Source organism: Helicobacter pylori, assembly GCF_001653475.1.
In the GTDB taxonomy this organism is placed as follows: domain Bacteria; phylum Campylobacterota; class Campylobacteria; order Campylobacterales; family Helicobacteraceae; genus Helicobacter; species Helicobacter pylori_CM.
This window is the reverse complement of sequence record NZ_CP011487.1, coordinates 851,443-869,477: the sequence shown is the minus strand read 5'-3', so window position 1 is coordinate 869,477 and position 18,035 is coordinate 851,443. Positions and strand designations below refer to the sequence as shown.

The 18,035-nt window shown below is 39.7% G+C and carries 12 protein-coding genes; 6 read left to right on the top strand and 6 right to left on the bottom strand.

Annotation, left to right across the window (positions count from 1 at the left end; genetic code table 11):
- Positions 1-3: 3 nt before the first annotated feature.
- Positions 4-1,002: a type I glyceraldehyde-3-phosphate dehydrogenase gene (gap, locus tag AA974_RS04160; protein WP_064433552.1), complete on the bottom strand. Its 999-nt coding sequence runs from the start codon at positions 1,000-1,002 to the stop codon at positions 4-6.
- 144 nt (positions 1,003-1,146) lie between these two features.
- Between gap and AA974_RS04155 the strand changes: the two genes are divergently transcribed.
- The 5 genes from AA974_RS04155 (at position 1,147) to hofG (ending at position 10,022) form a co-directional block, all read left to right on the top strand.
- Complete coding sequence (locus AA974_RS04155) at positions 1,147-1,839, top strand: Bax inhibitor-1/YccA family protein (RefSeq protein ID WP_064433551.1); 693 nt, start codon at positions 1,147-1,149, stop codon at positions 1,837-1,839.
- A gap of 99 nt (positions 1,840-1,938) precedes the next feature.
- Positions 1,939-5,196 carry a carbamoyl-phosphate synthase large subunit gene (carB, locus tag AA974_RS04150; RefSeq protein ID WP_064433550.1) on the top strand — a complete coding sequence of 1,086 codons (3,258 nt, stop codon included), beginning with the start codon at positions 1,939-1,941 and terminating at the stop codon, positions 5,194-5,196.
- A gap of 7 nt (positions 5,197-5,203) precedes the next feature.
- Positions 5,204-5,635, top strand: coding sequence for a hypothetical protein (locus AA974_RS04145; RefSeq protein WP_064434061.1), 432 nt, complete (start codon positions 5,204-5,206; stop codon positions 5,633-5,635).
- 174 nt (positions 5,636-5,809) lie between these two features.
- Positions 5,810-8,239, top strand: a complete 2,430-nt coding sequence (locus AA974_RS04140; RefSeq protein ID WP_064433549.1) for a TonB-dependent receptor domain-containing protein — start codon at positions 5,810-5,812, stop codon at positions 8,237-8,239.
- A gap of 238 nt (positions 8,240-8,477) precedes the next feature.
- Entirely contained in the window at positions 8,478-10,022 is a 1,545-nt protein-coding gene (hofG, locus tag AA974_RS04135; RefSeq protein ID WP_064433548.1) for an outer membrane beta-barrel protein HofG, read from the top strand.
- Between the two features lie 404 nt (positions 10,023-10,426).
- Here the strand turns inward: hofG and alpB are convergent, their stop codons facing one another.
- Positions 10,427-12,010, bottom strand: a complete 1,584-nt coding sequence (gene alpB, locus AA974_RS04125; protein WP_064433546.1) for a Hop family adhesin AlpB — start codon at positions 12,008-12,010, stop codon at positions 10,427-10,429.
- A gap of 21 nt (positions 12,011-12,031) precedes the next feature.
- Positions 12,032-13,579: a Hop family adhesin AlpA gene (gene alpA, locus AA974_RS04120; protein WP_064433545.1), complete on the bottom strand. Its 1,548-nt coding sequence runs from the start codon at positions 13,577-13,579 to the stop codon at positions 12,032-12,034.
- Positions 13,580-13,699: 120 nt separating this feature from the next.
- Here alpA and AA974_RS07830 point away from each other — a divergent pair, with 120 nt between their 5' ends.
- Entirely contained in the window at positions 13,700-13,876 is a 177-nt protein-coding gene (locus AA974_RS07830; RefSeq protein WP_154815442.1) for a hypothetical protein, read from the top strand.
- A 336-nt stretch (positions 13,877-14,212) separates the two neighbouring features.
- Here the strand turns inward: AA974_RS07830 and AA974_RS04115 are convergent, their stop codons facing one another.
- The 3 genes from AA974_RS04115 to AA974_RS04105 are packed head-to-tail and all read right to left on the bottom strand — an operon-like array spanning position 14,213 to position 18,001.
- Positions 14,213-16,243, bottom strand: a complete 2,031-nt coding sequence (locus AA974_RS04115) for an ATP-dependent helicase (protein WP_064433544.1) — start codon at positions 16,241-16,243, stop codon at positions 14,213-14,215.
- The gene (locus AA974_RS04110) at positions 16,237-17,397 is read right to left on the bottom strand and encodes an Eco57I restriction-modification methylase domain-containing protein (RefSeq protein WP_064433543.1); all 1,161 of its coding nucleotides are present in this window, start codon (positions 17,395-17,397) and stop codon (positions 16,237-16,239) included. Before AA974_RS04110 ends, AA974_RS04115 begins: the two co-directional genes overlap by 7 nt.
- Entirely contained in the window at positions 17,378-18,001 is a 624-nt protein-coding gene (locus tag AA974_RS04105; protein ID WP_064433542.1) for a hypothetical protein, read from the bottom strand. The genes AA974_RS04110 and AA974_RS04105 overlap by 20 nt, the downstream gene beginning before the upstream one ends.
- Positions 18,002-18,035 lie beyond the last annotated feature (34 nt).

The window sequence follows — 18,035 nt, the reverse complement described above, 5'->3', positions numbered from 1 at the left end:
GACTTAATAATGATACATGAATTGCGCCATATCCACCAAACGATTAGAATACCCCCATTCATTATCATACCACCCCATGATTTTGACCATATTCTCTAGCGTGAAAGTCAAATCAGGTGCGATTATGACGCTACTAGGGTTAGAAATGAAATCAGAACTCACCCTTTCTTTTAAATCTATCTCTAACACGCCTTTTAAAACCCCTTTAGAAGCTTCAATCAATAAATCATTGATGGGCTCTTTGAGGGTCTTTTTTTCTAAAAACAAACTCAAATCTATCATGGACACATCAAGGCTAGGCACCCTCACGCTATGCCCATGCATTTTGTTTTTGAGATTGGGTAAAACTTTATGCAAGGCCAGAGCGGCTTTAGTGGTGGTGGGGATAATGTTGCTTGCAGCCGCTCTTGAGCGCCGTTTGTCTAAAGGGTGGGCCAAATCAATGAGCTTTTGATCGCTTGTATAGCTATGAATGGTCGTTAGCATGCCCTCTTTAATGCCAAAAGCTTTATCTAAAATAGCGCAAATGGGTGCGATAGCGTTAGTCGTGCAAGAGGCGTTAGAAACAATGGCTTGGTTTTGATAGAGAAAATGATTGACCCCATACACTAAAGTAGGGTATTGTTTTTCATCGTATTCGCCCATAAAGGGAGCGGATAACAGTGCCTTTTTAGCCCCAAGCAAAAGATAATTTTCTAGCGTTTTAGGCTCTAAAAACTTCCCTGAACACTCTATGATAACATCCACGCCTTTCAAGTCTTTGATACTATTAAAAACAGGGATTTCTAACGAGCCGATAATAAGCTTACCATTAGAGTAACGAGCCTCCTTATTGAGCAACCCATGCGCGCTGTCATGCTCTAAAAGATAAGCGAGAATTTCCCAATTAGCAGGGTCATTGATGCCTACCACTTCTAAGTTAGGGTTTGTATCGCTACGCTCTAAAATCGCTCTTAAAACGCATCTCCCAATGCGGCCAAATCCATTGATAAAAATTTTCATTATAACTATTATCCTAATTTTCAGACTTCAATTTCAATTTTAGGGGGTTTTGTTTGGTATTTTACTACATTTTGCGCTATTATATTAAACCTAGCTATTAGGGTTAATTAAAATTATTTTGAGTTGAAATTCAAGGAGTAAAACATGGCATTATATGACAGAGCTAATTCTCATAATGCGTATGCGGAAAATTCTTTATCGCATGAAAGCGAGCTGGTAAGTTTTGTTAAAACGACTTACAAGTTCTTTGCAGGCAGTTTGTTACTAGCGACTATTGGGGCGTTATTGGGTTTAATGAATTTTCAAGCCGTAGTGCAGTATAAATGGGTGTTTTTTATCGCTGAAATTGTGGCGTTTTTTGGTTTGATGTTTTCTAAATCTAAACCCGGATTGAATTTATTCATGCTGTTTGCTTTCACTTCATTATCAGGGGTTACTCTAGTACCTTTGTTGGGTATGGTGATTGCAAAAGCTGGTTTGGGAGCGGTTTGGCAAGCTTTAGGCATGACGACTATTGTTTTTGGTTTGATGAGCGTGTATGCCCTTAAGACTAAAAACGACTTAGCGAATATGGGTAAAATGCTCTTTATCGCTTTGATTGTGGTGTTGGTGTGTTCGCTCATCAACTTGTTTTTGGGTAGCCCCATGTTCCAGGTTGTCATTGCGGGGGCGAGTGCGATTTTATTCAGTCTTTACATCGCTTATGACACCCAAAACATCGTTAAAGGCATGTATGATAGCCCCATTGATGCGGCGGTGAGCTTGTATTTAGACTTTTTGAATGTCTTTATTTCTATCTTGCAAATCATTGGTATTTTTTCAGACAGAGACAAATAGTTTGAAAAAATAGGGAGGGGACGCCACGCAAAAACCTAATAAAAAGTATTCTAAAATATTGATGACGCTTCGTTTATATTCTTTCTTTAAGGATTGGTTATGCCTAAACGCACCGATATTTCTAACATTCTACTGATAGGTTCAGGCCCTATTGTGATCGGGCAAGCTTGTGAGTTTGACTACTCAGGGACTCAAAGTTGTAAAACCTTAAAATCTTTAGGTTATAGAGTGATCTTAATCAATTCCAACCCGGCCACCGTGATGACTGACCCTGAATTTTCTCATCAAACTTATATCCAACCCATCACCCCAGAAAATATCGCCGCTATCATTAAAAAAGAAAAGATTGACGCTATTTTACCCACAATGGGCGGACAAACCGCTTTGAATGCGGTCATGCAAATGCACCAAAAGGGCATGTTAGAAGGCGTGGAGCTTTTAGGGGCTAAGATTGAAGCGATTAAAAAAGGCGAAGACAGGCAGGCTTTCAAAGAAGCGATGTTAAAAATCGGGATGGATTTGCCTAAAGGGCGTTACGCTTATAACGAGTTAGAAGCCCTAGAAGCCATCAATGAAATTGGCTTTCCAGCCATTATTAGAGCGAGTTTCACTCTGGCTGGTGGGGGGAGTGGGGTCGCTTATAACATTGAAGAGTTTCAAGAATTGGCTAAAAACGCCCTGGACGCTTCGCCCATTAATGAAATTTTGATTGAAGAGTCCTTATTGGGATGGAAAGAATATGAAATGGAAGTCATACGAGACAGCAAGGATAATTGCATCATTGTGTGCTGTATTGAAAATATTGACCCCATGGGCGTTCATACCGGCGATAGCATCACCATCGCTCCAAGCCTCACCCTAACCGATAAAGAATACCAACGCATGCGTGATGCGAGCTTTGCGATTTTAAGAGAAATTGGCGTGGATACGGGCGGGAGTAATGTGCAGTTCGCTATCCACCCAGAGACTTTAAGAATGGTCGTGATTGAAATGAACCCGCGAGTGAGCCGCAGCTCCGCATTAGCTTCAAAAGCGACCGGGTTTCCCATTGCAAAAGTCGCTACCATGCTTGCGGTGGGTTTTAGCTTAGATGAAATCCAAAACGATATGACCAACACCCCAGCGAGTTTTGAGCCCAGTTTGGATTATATTGTGGTGAAAATCCCTCGCTTTGCGTTTGAAAAATTTGCCGGTGTTTCTAGCACTTTAGGGACTTCTATGAAAAGCATTGGCGAAGTGATGGCGATAGGGGGGAATTTCTTAGAAGCCTTACAAAAAGCGTTATGCTCTTTGGAAAACAATTGGCTAGGGTTTGAATCGTTAAGCAAAGATTTAGAAACGATAAAAAAGGAAATCCGCCGGCCGAATTTCAAGCGTTTGCTTTATATCGCTGATGCGTTCAGGCTCGGCGTTTGTGTGGATGAAGTTTTTGAATTGTGCCAGATTGACAGGTGGTTTTTATCTCAAATTCAAAAGCTCATCAAAGCAGAAGAAAGCATCAATTCCAGTGTTTTAACGGACGCCAAAAAATTAAGAGGGCTTAAAAATTTAGGCTTTAGCGATGCCAGGATTGCCACTAAAATCAAAGAAAATGAAAATTTAGAGGTGAGTCCTTTTGAAGTGGAATTAGCCAGAATGAATTTACAAATCACGCCCAATTTTGAAGAAGTGGACACTTGTGCGGCGGAGTTTTTATCGCTCACGCCTTATTTGTATTCCACCTATGCCCCCAATCCTTTACCCCCTATTGAAAACAAACAAGAAAAACAAGAAAAGAAAATCTTAATCATAGGCTCTGGACCTAATCGCATCGGTCAAGGCATTGAATTTGATTATTGTTGCGTGCATGCGAGCTTTGCTTTGAAAGATTTAAACATTAAAAGCGTCATGCTCAATTGCAATCCAGAAACTGTGAGCACGGATTATGATACAAGCGACACGCTCTATTTTGAGCCCATTCATTTTGAGTGCGTGAAGAGCATCATTCAAAGGGAGCGAGTGGATGGCATTATCGTGCATTTTGGGGGACAAACCCCTTTAAAACTCGCTAAAGATCTAGCTAAAATGCAAGCCCCCATTATTGGCACGCCTTTTAAGGTGATTGATATTGCCGAAGATAGAGAAAAATTTTCCTTCTTTTTAAAAGAGCTTGACATCAAGCAGCCTGAAAACGGCATGGCTAAGAGTGTTGATGAAGCTTATCGCATCGCTAATGTGATTGGTTTCCCTATTATTGTGCGCCCTAGTTATGTGCTAGGCGGTCAACACATGCAAATTTTAGAAAATATTGAAGAATTGCACCATTATTTAGAAAGCGTTACGCATGCTTTAGAGATTAGCCCTAAAAACCCGCTTCTCATTGATAAGTTTTTAGAAAAAGCGGTGGAATTAGATGTGGATGCCATTTGCGATAAAAAAGAGGTCTATATTGCCGGCATTTTACAGCATATTGAAGAAGCCGGAATCCATTCAGGCGATTCCGCATGCTTTATCCCTTCCACTCTAGGGGCTGAAATTTTAGATGAAATTGAGCGAGTGAGCGCGAAAATCGCTCTGCATTTAGGCGTAGTAGGGCTATTGAATATCCAATTTGCTGTGCATCAAAATTCGCTGTATTTGATTGAAGTCAATCCCAGAGCCAGCAGAACTGTGCCTTTTTTAAGCAAGGCTTTAGGCGTTCCTTTAGCGAAAGTAGCGACTAGGGTTATGGTGTTAGAAGACTTGAAAGAAGCCTTGAAGTTTTATGATAAAAAAAATATCGTGGGATATTCTAAAGGCGTTTATAAGCCTAAAATGCCCCATTTTGTGGCTTTAAAAGAAGCGGTTTTCCCTTTTAATAAACTTTATGGATCGGATTTGATTTTAGGGCCTGAGATGAAAAGCACCGGCGAAGTGATGGGGATTGCTCGATCTTTAGGGCTTGCTTTTTTCAAGGCTCAAACGGCTTGCTTTAACCCCATTAAAAACAAGGGGCTTATTTTTGTCTCTATTAAAGATAAGGATAAAGAAGAAGCATGCGTTTTAATGAAGCGATTGGTTCAGTTAGGCTTTGAATTGTGCACTACAGAAGGCACGCATAAAGCTTTAGAAAAATCCGGTGTGGAGTCTTTGAAAGTGCTTAAAATCTCCGAAGGCCGCCCCAATATTATGGATTTAATGATGAATGGGGAAATCAGCATGGCTATCAACACAAGCGATCACAAATCTCAAGATGACGCCAAACTCATTCGCACTTCTGTGCTTAAAAACCATGTGAGTTATTTCACGACTTTAAGCGCGATAGAAGTCTTGATTTTAGCGTTAGAAGAAAGCTCTAAAGAAGACGAGTTGTTAGCCTTACAAGATTATTTAAAGTAGTTTGATGATGGCGTTAGTGTATCTAGCCCAAAGCGATACCACTATAGGACTACTTTCTAAAGACAGCGAAAAACTCAACGCCTTAAAAGGCCGCCCTAAAAATCAAAGCGTTTTAATAGAAAGCACTGATTTTACCACCTTAAAAAGTTTGGTGCGCGTGCCCAACGCTTTTAAAAACCTCATCAGAAGAAGCGCTAAAACCACTTTTGTTTATCCTAACTCTAAGGCTATTCGTGTGGTTAGGGGCAGGCATGGGGATTTTTTAAAGCGTTTTAAAACGCTCTATAGCACCTCAGCCAACCTCACCCAATGCGCTTATGATAAAGAAATCGCTTCCAATCTCGCTGATGTGATTGTGAGCGATGAAAGGGGTTTGTTTGAAAGCTCTAGCTCTAAAATATTCAGGCTCTATAAAGATAAAAAAGTGAGAGTGAGGTAGGAAAGACCTTTCGCATTCTGTGCGTTTTGAAACGGATTTTTGTGGGATTTTTCCAAAAGTTTATCATTTGTTTATCAAAAATGGCTAGCTCTTTTAAGGCGGTTGTAATATTTTTTTGACTACAATAATACCTTTATTTTTTTAAGAAAAATTATTATAAGTAGGATTTTAAGAATGAATGACAAGCGTTTTAGGAAGTATTGCAGTTTTTCTATTGTTTTGTCCTTATTAGGAATGTCTGAATTGGAGGCTAAAGAAGAAGAAAAAGAAGAAAGAAAAAAAGATCAAAAAAAGAACGCCCAACACACTCTAGGCAAAGTTACCACTCAAGCGGCTAAAATCTTTAATTACAACAACCAGACAACCATTTCAAGTAAGGAATTAGAAAGAAGGCAAGCCAACCAAATCAGCGACATGTTTAGAAGAAACCCTAATATCAATGTGGGCGGTGGTGCGGTTATAGCGCAAAAAATTTATGTGCGCGGTATTGAAGACAGGTTGGCTAGGGTTACAGTGGATGGCGCAGCGCAAATGGGCGCAAGCTATGGGCATCAGGGCAATACAATTATTGACCCTGGAATGCTCAAAAGCGTGGTGGTTACTAAGGGAGCGGCTCAAGCGAGCGCGGGGCCTATGGCCTTAATTGGCGCGATTAAAATGGAAACTAGAAGCGCGAGCGATTTTATCCCTAAAGGTAAAGACTACGCCATAAGTGGGGCTGCAACTTTTTTAACCAACTTTGGGGATCGAGAAACCGTGATAGGCGCTTATCGTAACAATCATTTTGATATTCTTTTATATTACACGCATCAAAATATTTTCTATTATCGTGATGGGGATAATGCGATGAAAAATCTTTTTGATCCTAAAGCGGGTAATAAAGTTACAGGAAGTCCTAGCGAGCAAAACAATGTGATGGCTAAGATCAATGGTTATTTGAGCGAAAGGGATACCTTAACGCTCAGCTATAACATGACTAGAGATAACGCTAATCGCCCTTTAAGAGCGAATTTTACAGGCACTTTTTTACCCTATTCTTGCGGTGATTTTAACGCTTTTCCTAACGAGAAAAACCCTGATGATTGCTTGTTTGAAAATGACGCTAGTTTGTTTAAAACTTATAGCGTCAATTTAGTGCATAATGTGAGTTTGAACTATGAAAGAGAAGGGGGGAGTCGTTTTGGTGATCCTAAATTAAAAATCAATGGTTATACAAGCATCAGGAATGTCCAAATTGACCCCCTTTTTAAGCCTAACGATATAGCAACTATCATTCCTTTCACCCCAAACCCAAAACTTGACGAAGAAAATGAATGCGTGGCGCAAGGAGGCATTTATGACGCTGTTAAACAAACTTGCTCCATCACTTTTAAAAGCCTTGGAGGAGGTTCTGTTGTCGCTAATAAAAATTTATTCATTATCAATTCCGGGTTTAATGCGAATGTGATCCACACCATAGACCATAAGAATGACAATCTTTTTGAATACGGGTTGAATTACCAAAATTTAACCACTTTTGATAAAGCGATCCCTAATAGCGAATTGGTCAAACCCGGCGATGCCCCTGACGCATGCTTAAGGGTTATGGGTCCTAATGATCCCAACATGAACGGGCGTTGCCAAAGGAATGGCGCTACCGCGAATGTGGTTGGGGTGTATGCGCAAGCGAATTACACCTTACACCCTATGGTAACTTTAGGGGCAGGGACTCGTTATGATGTCTATACTTTAGTGGATAAAGACTGGCAATTGCACATAACCCAAGGGTTTAGCCCTAGCGCGGCTTTAAATGTCTCGCCTTTAGAAAATTTGAATTTCAGGCTTTCTTACGCGTATGTAACCAGAGGCCCTATGCCTGGAGGTTTGGTGTGGATGCGTCAAGATAATTTGCGCTATAACCGCAATTTAAAGCCAGAAATCGGGCAAAATGTGGAATTTAACACCGAATACAGCAGTAAGTATTTTGATTTTAGAGCCGCAGGTTTTGTCCAATTGATTTCTAATTACATCAATCAATTTTCTTCAACGCTTTTTGTAACCAACTTGCCCGCGCAAGATATTATTTATGTGCCTGGTTATGAAATTTCAGGGACGGCTAAATACAAGGGCTTTTCTTTAGGCTTGAGCGTGGCGCGATCATGGCCTTCTTTAAAAGGGCGCTTGATCGCTGATGTGTATGAATTGGCTGCCACGACAGGCAATGTGTTTATTTTAACGGCAAGCTATAAAATCCCGCGCACCGGCCTTAGCATCACTTGGCTTTCACGCTTCGTTACGGATTTGAGTTATTGCTCTTATAGCCCTTATCGTAACGGCCCTACGGATATTGACAGACGGCCTAGCAATTGCCCTAAAACGCCTGGGATTTTTCATGTGCATAAGCCGGGTTATGGGGTGAGCAGTTTTTTTATCACTTACAAGCCCGCTTATAAAAAACTTGAAGGGTTGAGCTTAAACGCTGTGTTTAACAATGTTTTTAACCAACAATACATCAATCAAGCAAGCCCGGTGATGAGCCCTGATGAACCCAATCAAGACAAATACGCAAGGGGCATGGCAGAGCCTGGCTTTAACGCTAGATTTGAAATTTCTTATAAGTTTTAATAACGGGGCTAAAAAATGAGGATTTCATGGGTAGTTAGTCTAATCAAAAATAAAACATTCTTTAGAAATAACGAATATATGATTTTAATCCTTTGATTTTAAACCAATTTACAATAAAGTGTTATTTTTTGTAAAATAGGGTTGTGGATTTTAATTAATATTTTAATTTTATGTTATTTTTGATTATAATTATAATCTCAACAAAAAAGATCATACAATTAAAATTAGGGAGAATTTAGTGAGGCAAGAAAAGTATTTTTTAACTTCTTCTTTATCGCTTTTATCGTTTTTATTATATCCTGTAGAAGCTTTTGATTATCGGTTTAGTGGTCGTGTGGAAAACTTTTCTAAGATTGGTTTTAACAATTCTCAAATCAATACCAAAAAGGGGATTTATCCTACTGAAAGTTTTATAGATATTGTAACTTTAGCGCAAGTCAAAGTCAATTTACTCCCTAAAGGCACCGAAAACCATAGGCTCTCTTTCTCTTTGGGTGGGGCGATTGCAGCCATTCCTTATGATAAGACTAAGTATGATATTAACCAAGCTAACGGGAAGATTTTTGGCTCAATTGTAGAGAATTTCATTGGGGGCTATCATGGATACTTTTTCAATAAGTATCTTGGCCCTGCTTATGCGGGGACTTCTCAATCAGCGAGCTATCATGCAAGGCCTTATGTGGTGGATACCGCTTTTTTACGATACGATTACAAGGATGTTTTTGGGTTTAAGGCGGGGCGTTATGAAGCGAATATTGATTTTATGAGCGGATCGAATCAGGGGTGGGAAGTGTATTATCAGCCCTATAAGACTGAAACGCAAAGGTTAAGGTTTTGGTGGTGGAGTTCTTTTGGGAGAGGTTTAGCGTTTAACTCTTGGATTTATGAGTTTTTTGCGACAGTGCCTTATTTGAAAAAGGGAGGCAATCCCAGTAACAGCAACGATTTCATCAATTATGGTTGGCATGGGATCACCACGACTTATTCTTATAGAGGTTTAGACGCTCAATTTTTTTATTATTTTGCACCTAAGACTTATAACGCTCCTGGTTTTAAGCTAGTCTATGACACGAATAGGAATTTTGAAAATGTAGGCTTTCGCTCTCAAAGCATGATCATGACAACCTTTCCACTATACTATAGAGGGTGGTATAACCCAGAGACAAACACTTATAGTTTAGAAGACAGCACGCCTCATGGCTCGTTGTTAGGGAGGAATGGCGTTACTTTAAATATCCGCCAGGTTTTTTGGTGGGATAATTTCAACTGGTCCATTGGCTTTTACAACACCTTTGGCAATTCAGACGCTTTTTTAGGCTCTCACACGATGCCAAGGGGTAATAACACTTCCTATATCGGTAATGAAATCTCCATAACGACTAGGCATGCCGGAATGATTGGCTATGATTTTTGGGATAATACGGCTTATGATGGGCTGGCTGATGCGATCACTAACGCTAACACTTTCACTTTTTACACTTCTGTTGGAGGGATCCATAAGCGTTTTGCATGGCATGTTTTTGGGCGCGTCTCTCATGCGAATAAAAATGCGTTAGGGCAAGTGGGGAGGGCCAATGAATACTCCTTGCAATTCAATGCGAGCTATGCGTTCACTGAATCGGTTCTTCTTAACTTTAGGATCACTTATTATGGGGCTAGGATCAATAAAGGGTATCAAGCAGGGTATTTTGGAGCGCCCAAATTCAATAACCCGGATGGCGATTTTAACGCTAATTACCAAGACAGAAGTTACATGATGACCAACCTCACGCTGAAGTTTTGATTTTTAATCCAATCACAGCAAGTTAAAAACACTCCAAGGCATTTTTTAAAATCTAGTATAAAAGACTTTGCGCGGCTAGTTTCTTAAAAGCGCTCTTCTTTTGTTAGGGGATTTAGTTTTGGGGGAGAATGATTTCAAAATACCCCCCTATTAAAAAACGAGTTTTACCATAAAATTCAGAATTACAAAACAAAGTTTTTAAACCATTAAAAATCCTAAACATCTTTAGCGTTTGATCACTCCACCATTTAAATATAAAAGAGCTTTGAAGCGCTAAAGCAAAATAATAGCTTTTAATCAAGCGTTCTTATAGGGGGGTTAATTCCATTATTTGATAAGGATTTTGGGTTTGTTTTAAAGCGGGGGTGGTTTCATTCAAAGCCTATAAAAGGCCTTGAGCTTTTTTAGAAAGCGTAGCCATAGACCCAATACACGCTATAAGGACGGAAGTATTTCACTTCAGCGCCACCAGCTTTATAATAAGTGTTATAAATCGTAGGGATTTGTACACCGATTTCTATAGAATGCTGGTTATGGCTTTTCAAGTCTTTTTTCAAGATACCAAAGTTCATGCGTAACCCCACATCGAACAAGAATTGGAATTTAGTCGCTGTAGGTCTTTTCGCAAGCTGAGGGCTATTTCTTAGCGTGCTGATGTAAGTATCCCCTGCAAGTTGGATCCCCCCAAAGAAGCCTGCATTAAGACTTCGGCTGCCAAAAGAGCGGCTAAACACATTGTAAAGCACATCAGTCCCCACCCCATAAGTGAGCAAATTGACTTGATTGTAAGTAGGGCCATTACCCACGCCCGCGCCATTATAGCTGAAGAAGCCGTAGTAGCGTAAGCCCACATTCTTGTTTTCTCCAAAGAATTGCTTATAACCGATTTTAGTGATAAACCCGTTAAACGCATTCACTTGAGAGCTGTTACCGGCAGCGAAATTCCCAAGCCATGGGTTAGCTTTAAGCTCGTTATTCAAAGCGGTGACTTTAGCCAAAGTGTTTGTGGCGTTGTTTAATAGTTGGGTAGAGCGCGCTTGATCAATATTCCCGCCATAGCTTACCTGATAGCCTGTTGAATTGCTAATGTTAGCGTTGTTGGCTAGCGTTAAAGCGTTTTGAGAAGTATTGACGATATTTTGCACCAAGCTAGTGAATTCCTTAGCGCTCAAATCATTCCCGGCGTTAGCAGAGTTGAAAACATGTTGCGCTAAAGCGGCATCCAAAAACGCTTGGGCAGCTCCGCTATCACCGCTTGGCCCCATAGTGATTGAAGCTTGCTTTAGGATATAAGCGATTTGCTCGGCACTAACATTACTTCCATAATTTTTATTAGTGTTGTTTTGAAAAATCCCACCCGCTTGGTTATTAGCGTTTAAGAATGAGTTCATGTAAGTCAAATAAACGCTAGCGGTGTTAAGCTCACTGAGCTGATTGGAGAGATTCGCGCTCGTGGTGTTGTTATTGCCTTGAAAGATATTCTTGCTGATGTCTTGACTCAAAGTTTTGATAGAGCTAACCATTTGGTTATAAAGATTCAGGTTACCTTGGAAACAAGTACTAGAACTAGCGGTAGCAGCAGTAACAGCAGCACCACCACTATTACTACTACCGCATTGGTGGATGGAACTAGTGTTCAAAGTAGGATACAAATCAACCAAATTGCCTAATTGGTTCATAAAGAGATTGCCTAAAGTCCCAGCGACATTACCTCCTGTGCCTGCAGTATTGGCATTGGTGTTGTTTGTCGTGGTAGAGTTTAACAAGCCCGCTAATTCTTCGGCTTTGATTTTACCCGGGTTTTTCACTTGTTGGACTACCTGACCTAATTCATACCCAAAGGTCATAAAGCCTCCGTCTTCTTCAGCGCCTACTTGATTGAAGCTCAAGCTTAACGCTAGGCTTAAAGGGGCTAAGAATCTTACTTTTTGAGATTGTGTCATTAAATTTTCCTTAATCATTTTGAATGGCTTTAAATTTTGTTTCATATTTGTCTGATCCCCCCTTTCTTAGAATGAATACCCGTAAGACCAATAAACGCTATAAGGACGGAAATACTTCACGGTAGTCCCTGCAGATTTGTAATAAGTGTTATAAATTGTAGGCACCACTACGCCAAATTCCACCGTGTGCTGGTTGTGGCGGTTGGATTTCCCGTCCAACTTACCGAAGTTCATCCGCATACCGAAGTCAAAAAGGAACTGGAAGTGCGTGTTATTGATTTTCCCATGCAATTTCACATTGGGGTCGTCTCTGAGCGTGGATTGGAAAGTCTCACCGGCTAATTGGATACCGCTAAAAAAGCCCATATCCACAGAGCGGTTTTGATACGAGCGGCTAAAGATATTATACAACACATCAGTCCCCACCCCATAAGTGTATAACCCTACATTGTTTTGAGTGGATCTAAAGCCCACGCTCGCTCCGTTATAAGAAAAGAAACCATAATAGCGCAAACCGATATTCCTTTTCTTCCCGAAAAATTGCTTATAGCCTATCTTGGTGTAAAACCCGTTTAAAATATTCGTTGAACGGCTGTTCCCGGCTCTGAATTGGGGCAAGTAAGGCATGCTTCTAACCTGATTATTGAGCGCGTTGATTTTATTCAAAGTTTCTTCTGCGTTAAGAAGAGCGTTAGGGAGCTGACTAGCACGTCCTTGCACAGAGTTAGCTTGGTTGGAATTTATCCCAGCGCTATTAACCGCACTCCCGGTAATGGTGTTTTTAGTGAGCTCGTTATAAACCAATTGAGATTGATCAATAATGCCTTGCACCAAACCTGTAAAAACGGCTGAATTGAATTCCTTATTCCCAATATTGGCGGCTACGGCAGAGTTGAAAGCTTCTAAAAGCAATTCATCTTGCTTGAGCAAGTTGGCTGCGTTATTGAGAATTGTTTGTTGGCCTTTAAGGTATTGAATAGCTTGTGTAGAGTAAGTTTCATTATTTGGACCAGTCGCACCACTAGTTTCACTAGTTCCATTCTTAGCCTCTAAAGCCTTATTCATCGCGTTAAAAAACACATTCCCCGCATTCAAGTAGGTGAGCTGTTGTTGCATGTTGGGGAAATTGGTGTTCGTGCCGTAGTTAGTCTCACTACCGATCGTGCTTAAAACCCTATTAGTCAAGCTAGGGAGCCAATAATAGCCCGCAGCGGTGCAAGCGCTTTGAGTGTTAAGAGAGCTGCCACCAGCTGTCCCTGCAGCCGCGCAAGTCCCACTGCCTACCGCACCCTGTAAAAGAGCGTTCGCAGACACATCGTTACCATTGAGACTAGTGGGATACGCCCCTAAAAGCGAATAAAGGTATTGGGAGAAAGCGTTACTCAACGCCCCTGCGACATTGCCTCCGGTGTTGTTGTTTAAAATGTTGTTCGTTACATCAGCGTTAAGCTCTCTTGCGAGTTCGTCTCTTTTAGTGCCGCCTGGGTTTTGGACATCTTGCATGACTTGCCCAAGCTGATAACCGACGGTGAAAAACCCTCCATCATCTTCGGCATAACTCATGCTAGCGCAAAGGGCTAGACTAAGAAACAGCGTTCTATTTTTCTTTATCATGATTTTCCTTATCAATGGGATGCTCCTTGATTGAGTTTAAATTTGGGATTTAAGTTACATCAAAGATTGTAAATAATGTTTAACCATACAAATTGTTAGATGTAATTGTGGTATTTTCGCATGATAAAAATTAAACTAACCTTAAAAATCCCCTTAAAAACCCCTTATAAAGGCAATAAAGTTACAACCATTGGAGCGCTTTTTACAAAAAAAAAAAACGGGATTTCATGGGGGATTAGCCTTAAATTTTTGTGGGTTTTAAAAATGCTTTTTGGCATTCTTAGGGTTTTAATGTAAAATCACGCCAACGCAAATAGTAATTTCTGGGTTTCTCTTTTGTTTGTTGCGAAAATTTGGAGCATGTTTAGGGTTTGGGGTAATAGCGGGTGGTTACCCCGAAAGGAGATAACCAACTATAAAGTTATTATTAGTAATCATAGTTTTAATGGCTCTCGCAACGCCATTATACTAAAATTTTGGCTCTAGTGCAAGCTAGAGTTGAAATCTATGGTTGCTAGCGTTTTCCTGTATCCCACAAAATCCCACTATATTCAAATGATATGCTAGCGTTTTGGTGTGAAGACACTACCATGAAAGTCATTTATTTTCTGCTTAAACATACAAAAATCCATTTTATTTTGAATCGGGTTTCAAAAGCCCCGCTTCATACAAAAACACCGAGGGCTTATGCTCTTTAGGTTTGGCGTTTTCTCTCAATTCGTTTTTCGCATAAGAAAGCCATAAATTTTCCTTAGCCCTTGTGATAGCGACATAAAAAAGCCGCCTTTCTTCTTCAATGCCCCCACCGGTATTCATGAGCTTGTGGTTAGGGAAACGGCCCTCCATTAAATCTATAATATAAACATCTTTAAATTCTAAGCCTTTAGAAGCATGCACGCTCAATAGATTCACGCCCTCACCTTGCGTGGCTTCACTAGAGCCTATTAAAGTGCCGTTTAAAAAACGCCCTAAATTTTGGTAATTTTTTGCCAAAGAACTCAGTAAGTCCATTTTTTCATTGAAGCGTTTTTGCGCTTGGAGTTTTTTAAACTCGTTATAAGAGCCATCCTTATTTTTGGATCGCTCTTTTAAAAGGCGTGTTTTAAAGGTTTGAAAAAACGCGCTTTTTAGAATGTGTGTGATTAAAGCGCTAGGGGAATGGGTAGAGGCTTTGGTATAAAGAATGAAAAAATCGCTAAGCATTTTAGCCCCATTGAGTGAGATTTTAGGGTGCATCAACACCGGGTGCGAATGAAACGCTTTATCCATCACGCTATTAAACCTTGAGCTGTTTTCTAGGGCAAAGATTTCTTCAAAAAGCCCCATAGAGGTGATTTCTTTTTTCTTCGTGTAAATTTTGGCTTCTTTATTAGGCTGAATTAAGGCTGATTTGAGATCGCCATCGCCTAAAAGCATTAAGGCCTCATGAATATCTTTAGCGGTGTTAGAGCCAATATCGCTGATATAGCTTAAAACATGAATTGCCGCCATAATGTCTTTAGGGTTAAAGATTAGCGCGCAAATATCTAACGCTAACGCCACTTCTTTGGATTCAAAAAAGCTTGTGCTCCCTTTTCTTTTGCTTGGCACATTGTGGGATCTTAAAGCGGCTTCTAATTGATCCGCGCTCGCGTTATTCCTAAAAATCACTGCCACTTCTTTAAAATTCTTTCGCATGACAATGCGTTTAGCGATGTCTTGGCATTGCGCGATATTGTCGTTGTAATTTAAAAGCGTGGGTTTATTGAAACGCCCTGATTTCACCACTTCTAAATTTTTAGGGTAAATGCGTTGGTTATGCTGTATCACTTGATTAGCGAGATCTAAAATCTCTTTAGAAGAGCGGTAGTTTTTGGTGAGCGTGAAAACCTGGGCGTTTTTGTATTTTTGAGTGAAATTAGAAATAATAGAAATATCCGCTCCATTAAAAGCGTAAATGCTCTGATCGTAATCGCCCACGCAAAACAAACTGGGAGGGTTGATAGCGTCTAAAATGGATTCTTGTAAGGGGTTAGTGTCTTGAAACTCATCGCAAAGCACTTCTTTATAAGGGCTAGATCTTTCTAGCATCGTTTTTTTAAACAGCAGCAGTAAGTCGTTATAGTCCATATAATTATGCTTTTTTTTAGTGTTTTCAAATTCTTTTAAAATGTTTTCATAAAAGGCGGCGTATGGCGTGTGTTCAGGGTTTTTACTAGAAAGCCATGCGCTAAAATCTTCTTGTTTGAGAGCGTTGGTATAAAGAGAATAGAGAGCGTATAAATGCTGCGGAGTGTAGGGCTTTTTATCGTCATCTGCCAGCGCGTTTTTAGTGTCCACAATGCTTTCTAAAAGTTTTCGCAATTCTTTAGGCTGCTTTAGGCTTAAATTAGGGTAATGCTCTTTTAAATAGCGATACGCCACCGCATGGAAAGTGCCCGCTTCAATTTTGGAGCTTAATTTGGAATATTTAGCCACCCTTGCAATCATTTCACTACTCGCTTTATTGGTGAAAGTCAAAAGCAAGATTTCTTCAGGCTTGATGCCGTTATCAAGCAGGTATAAAATGCGCCCCACAATCGTAGAAGTCTTTCCTGTGCCAGCGCTCGCAATCACTAAATTATACCCTTTCAAAGCCGAAGCCGCTTTTAATTGCTCAGGGTTTAATTGCAAAGTTTCTAACAAGTTTGATCCTCATTTAAAAAGTCTTTAGGCAAAAGCGTGTTTTCTAAAGAGCGCTGTGAAAACAAAAAACGCCCGTCGCACACAAAGCCTAATTCTTGCCAGTTGATAGCGTTGAGTTTATCGCAGAGATTTTGTAAATCCAAGTTTTGGTTATAAGGGAATAGGGCTAAAATAGAGCCGTCATAATTAGGGCATTGGTGGATAAAAAAAGGGTTTTTTTGGCGCGTTTTGGTGTTGACATAAATGCGTTTTTTAGGGGATATGTGATGCATTCTCCCCCATTTGTACCAATTATTTTCATTGAATTTTTTAATCTTTCTTTGCATCAAGCTGTCTTTATGCTGGAGTAAATAATCATTAGGCTGATTGACAAAAACCATTTTTTCTAAAACATTGGTTCTTTTCGTGATTGAGGTGACAAATTCTAAATTCCCGTATTTTTCATTTTTAAAAATTTTATCGCACCCGCTCACTGCCCCCACTTTAACCTGAAAAACCTCGCTTAATTTTTGCGTGTAAGATTGATTGAGGAAATATAAAATGCCTTTTTTGCACACGAATTGCAAACAATCGTTGGTGATTCTACTGAAATCGCGCTTACAAAAACGAAAAATCACGCAATTAGGCATGGCGTTTGGGAAAACCTTTTGATCGCCTAATTCAAAAAAATGCGTTATTGTGCCTTCTTTGTAAATCAATTCGTTTAATTTCACGCTAGAAGTGGATTTTAAAAAATCCCTTGGGGTGATGAAAATCAATTCGCCTTTAGGTTTTAAATGCTTGATCGCTTTTTCTATGAAAAACAAATATAGATTACTCCTTTCATCAAAAAGGCTGTAATTGAGTTTTTCTTTAGTGCTTGGTGCAATATCCTTGTGCTTGACATAGGGCGGGTTACCAATAATGGTGTCAAATTGATTTTCTAAAGGGTAGTCAAAAAAGTCCATGCAAAGGGCATTTTTAGGGCAGATTTTAGGATCGATTTCAACCCCTACAGCCTTTTTTAAGCGCTTTAAAAAGCTCCCATCGCCCGCGCTTGGCTCTAAAACACTCCCATGATTGTGCTTTAGAGTGAGCATGAAATCCACTATATTTTTAGGAGTGAAAACCTGCCCTAAAGTTTTAACATCCAATTTATACAAAAAACCCTCCAAAAAATTCTTTGAATTTTAAATAAATACTGGATCGTAACTCAACGCTTTTAGCTAGAGTGCTTAAAATAAAATTTTTACTCCCATCAAAGTCTCTTTGAATGATTTCTCTGTTGTTATCCCACTTGCATTGAAAGGGTAAGTTATTGCCATTAGGTTGGAGGGTTTGAATACCTTTTAAGGAATTGATAAAAATATCTTTAGGATCGTTTTTGTTGATAATTAAAAAATAATAGTCTCTATTGGTGTTTTTGCCTAAGTCTTTATGAAGTTTTTGAAAGTATTCTCCCCATGCAATTTCGTTATTGAAAGTCGGCAATAAGCCACACAACGCATAATAAATCCCTAATTTACAATTAAGATTGTCAGCGGTTTTTGTGGTGGTGATTTTAATATTAACAGGATAAAAAATATCGTTTTCTTCAAAACTAAAATCCCACCATTCTCTAGCTTTTGGTAGTTGGATAGGAAAAGAATGTTTGATGGTGTTTAAAATTTCTTCTTCATTGACAGATGAATTTAAGCGTCCATCCTGTAAGGGTTGAGACAAATTATAAGGGTTTGTTTTTAAAAATTCTGCAATTTCATTAAGCTGTGTGGGTATCATTAAATATCCTTATTAAAAAGGATATTTTACCATA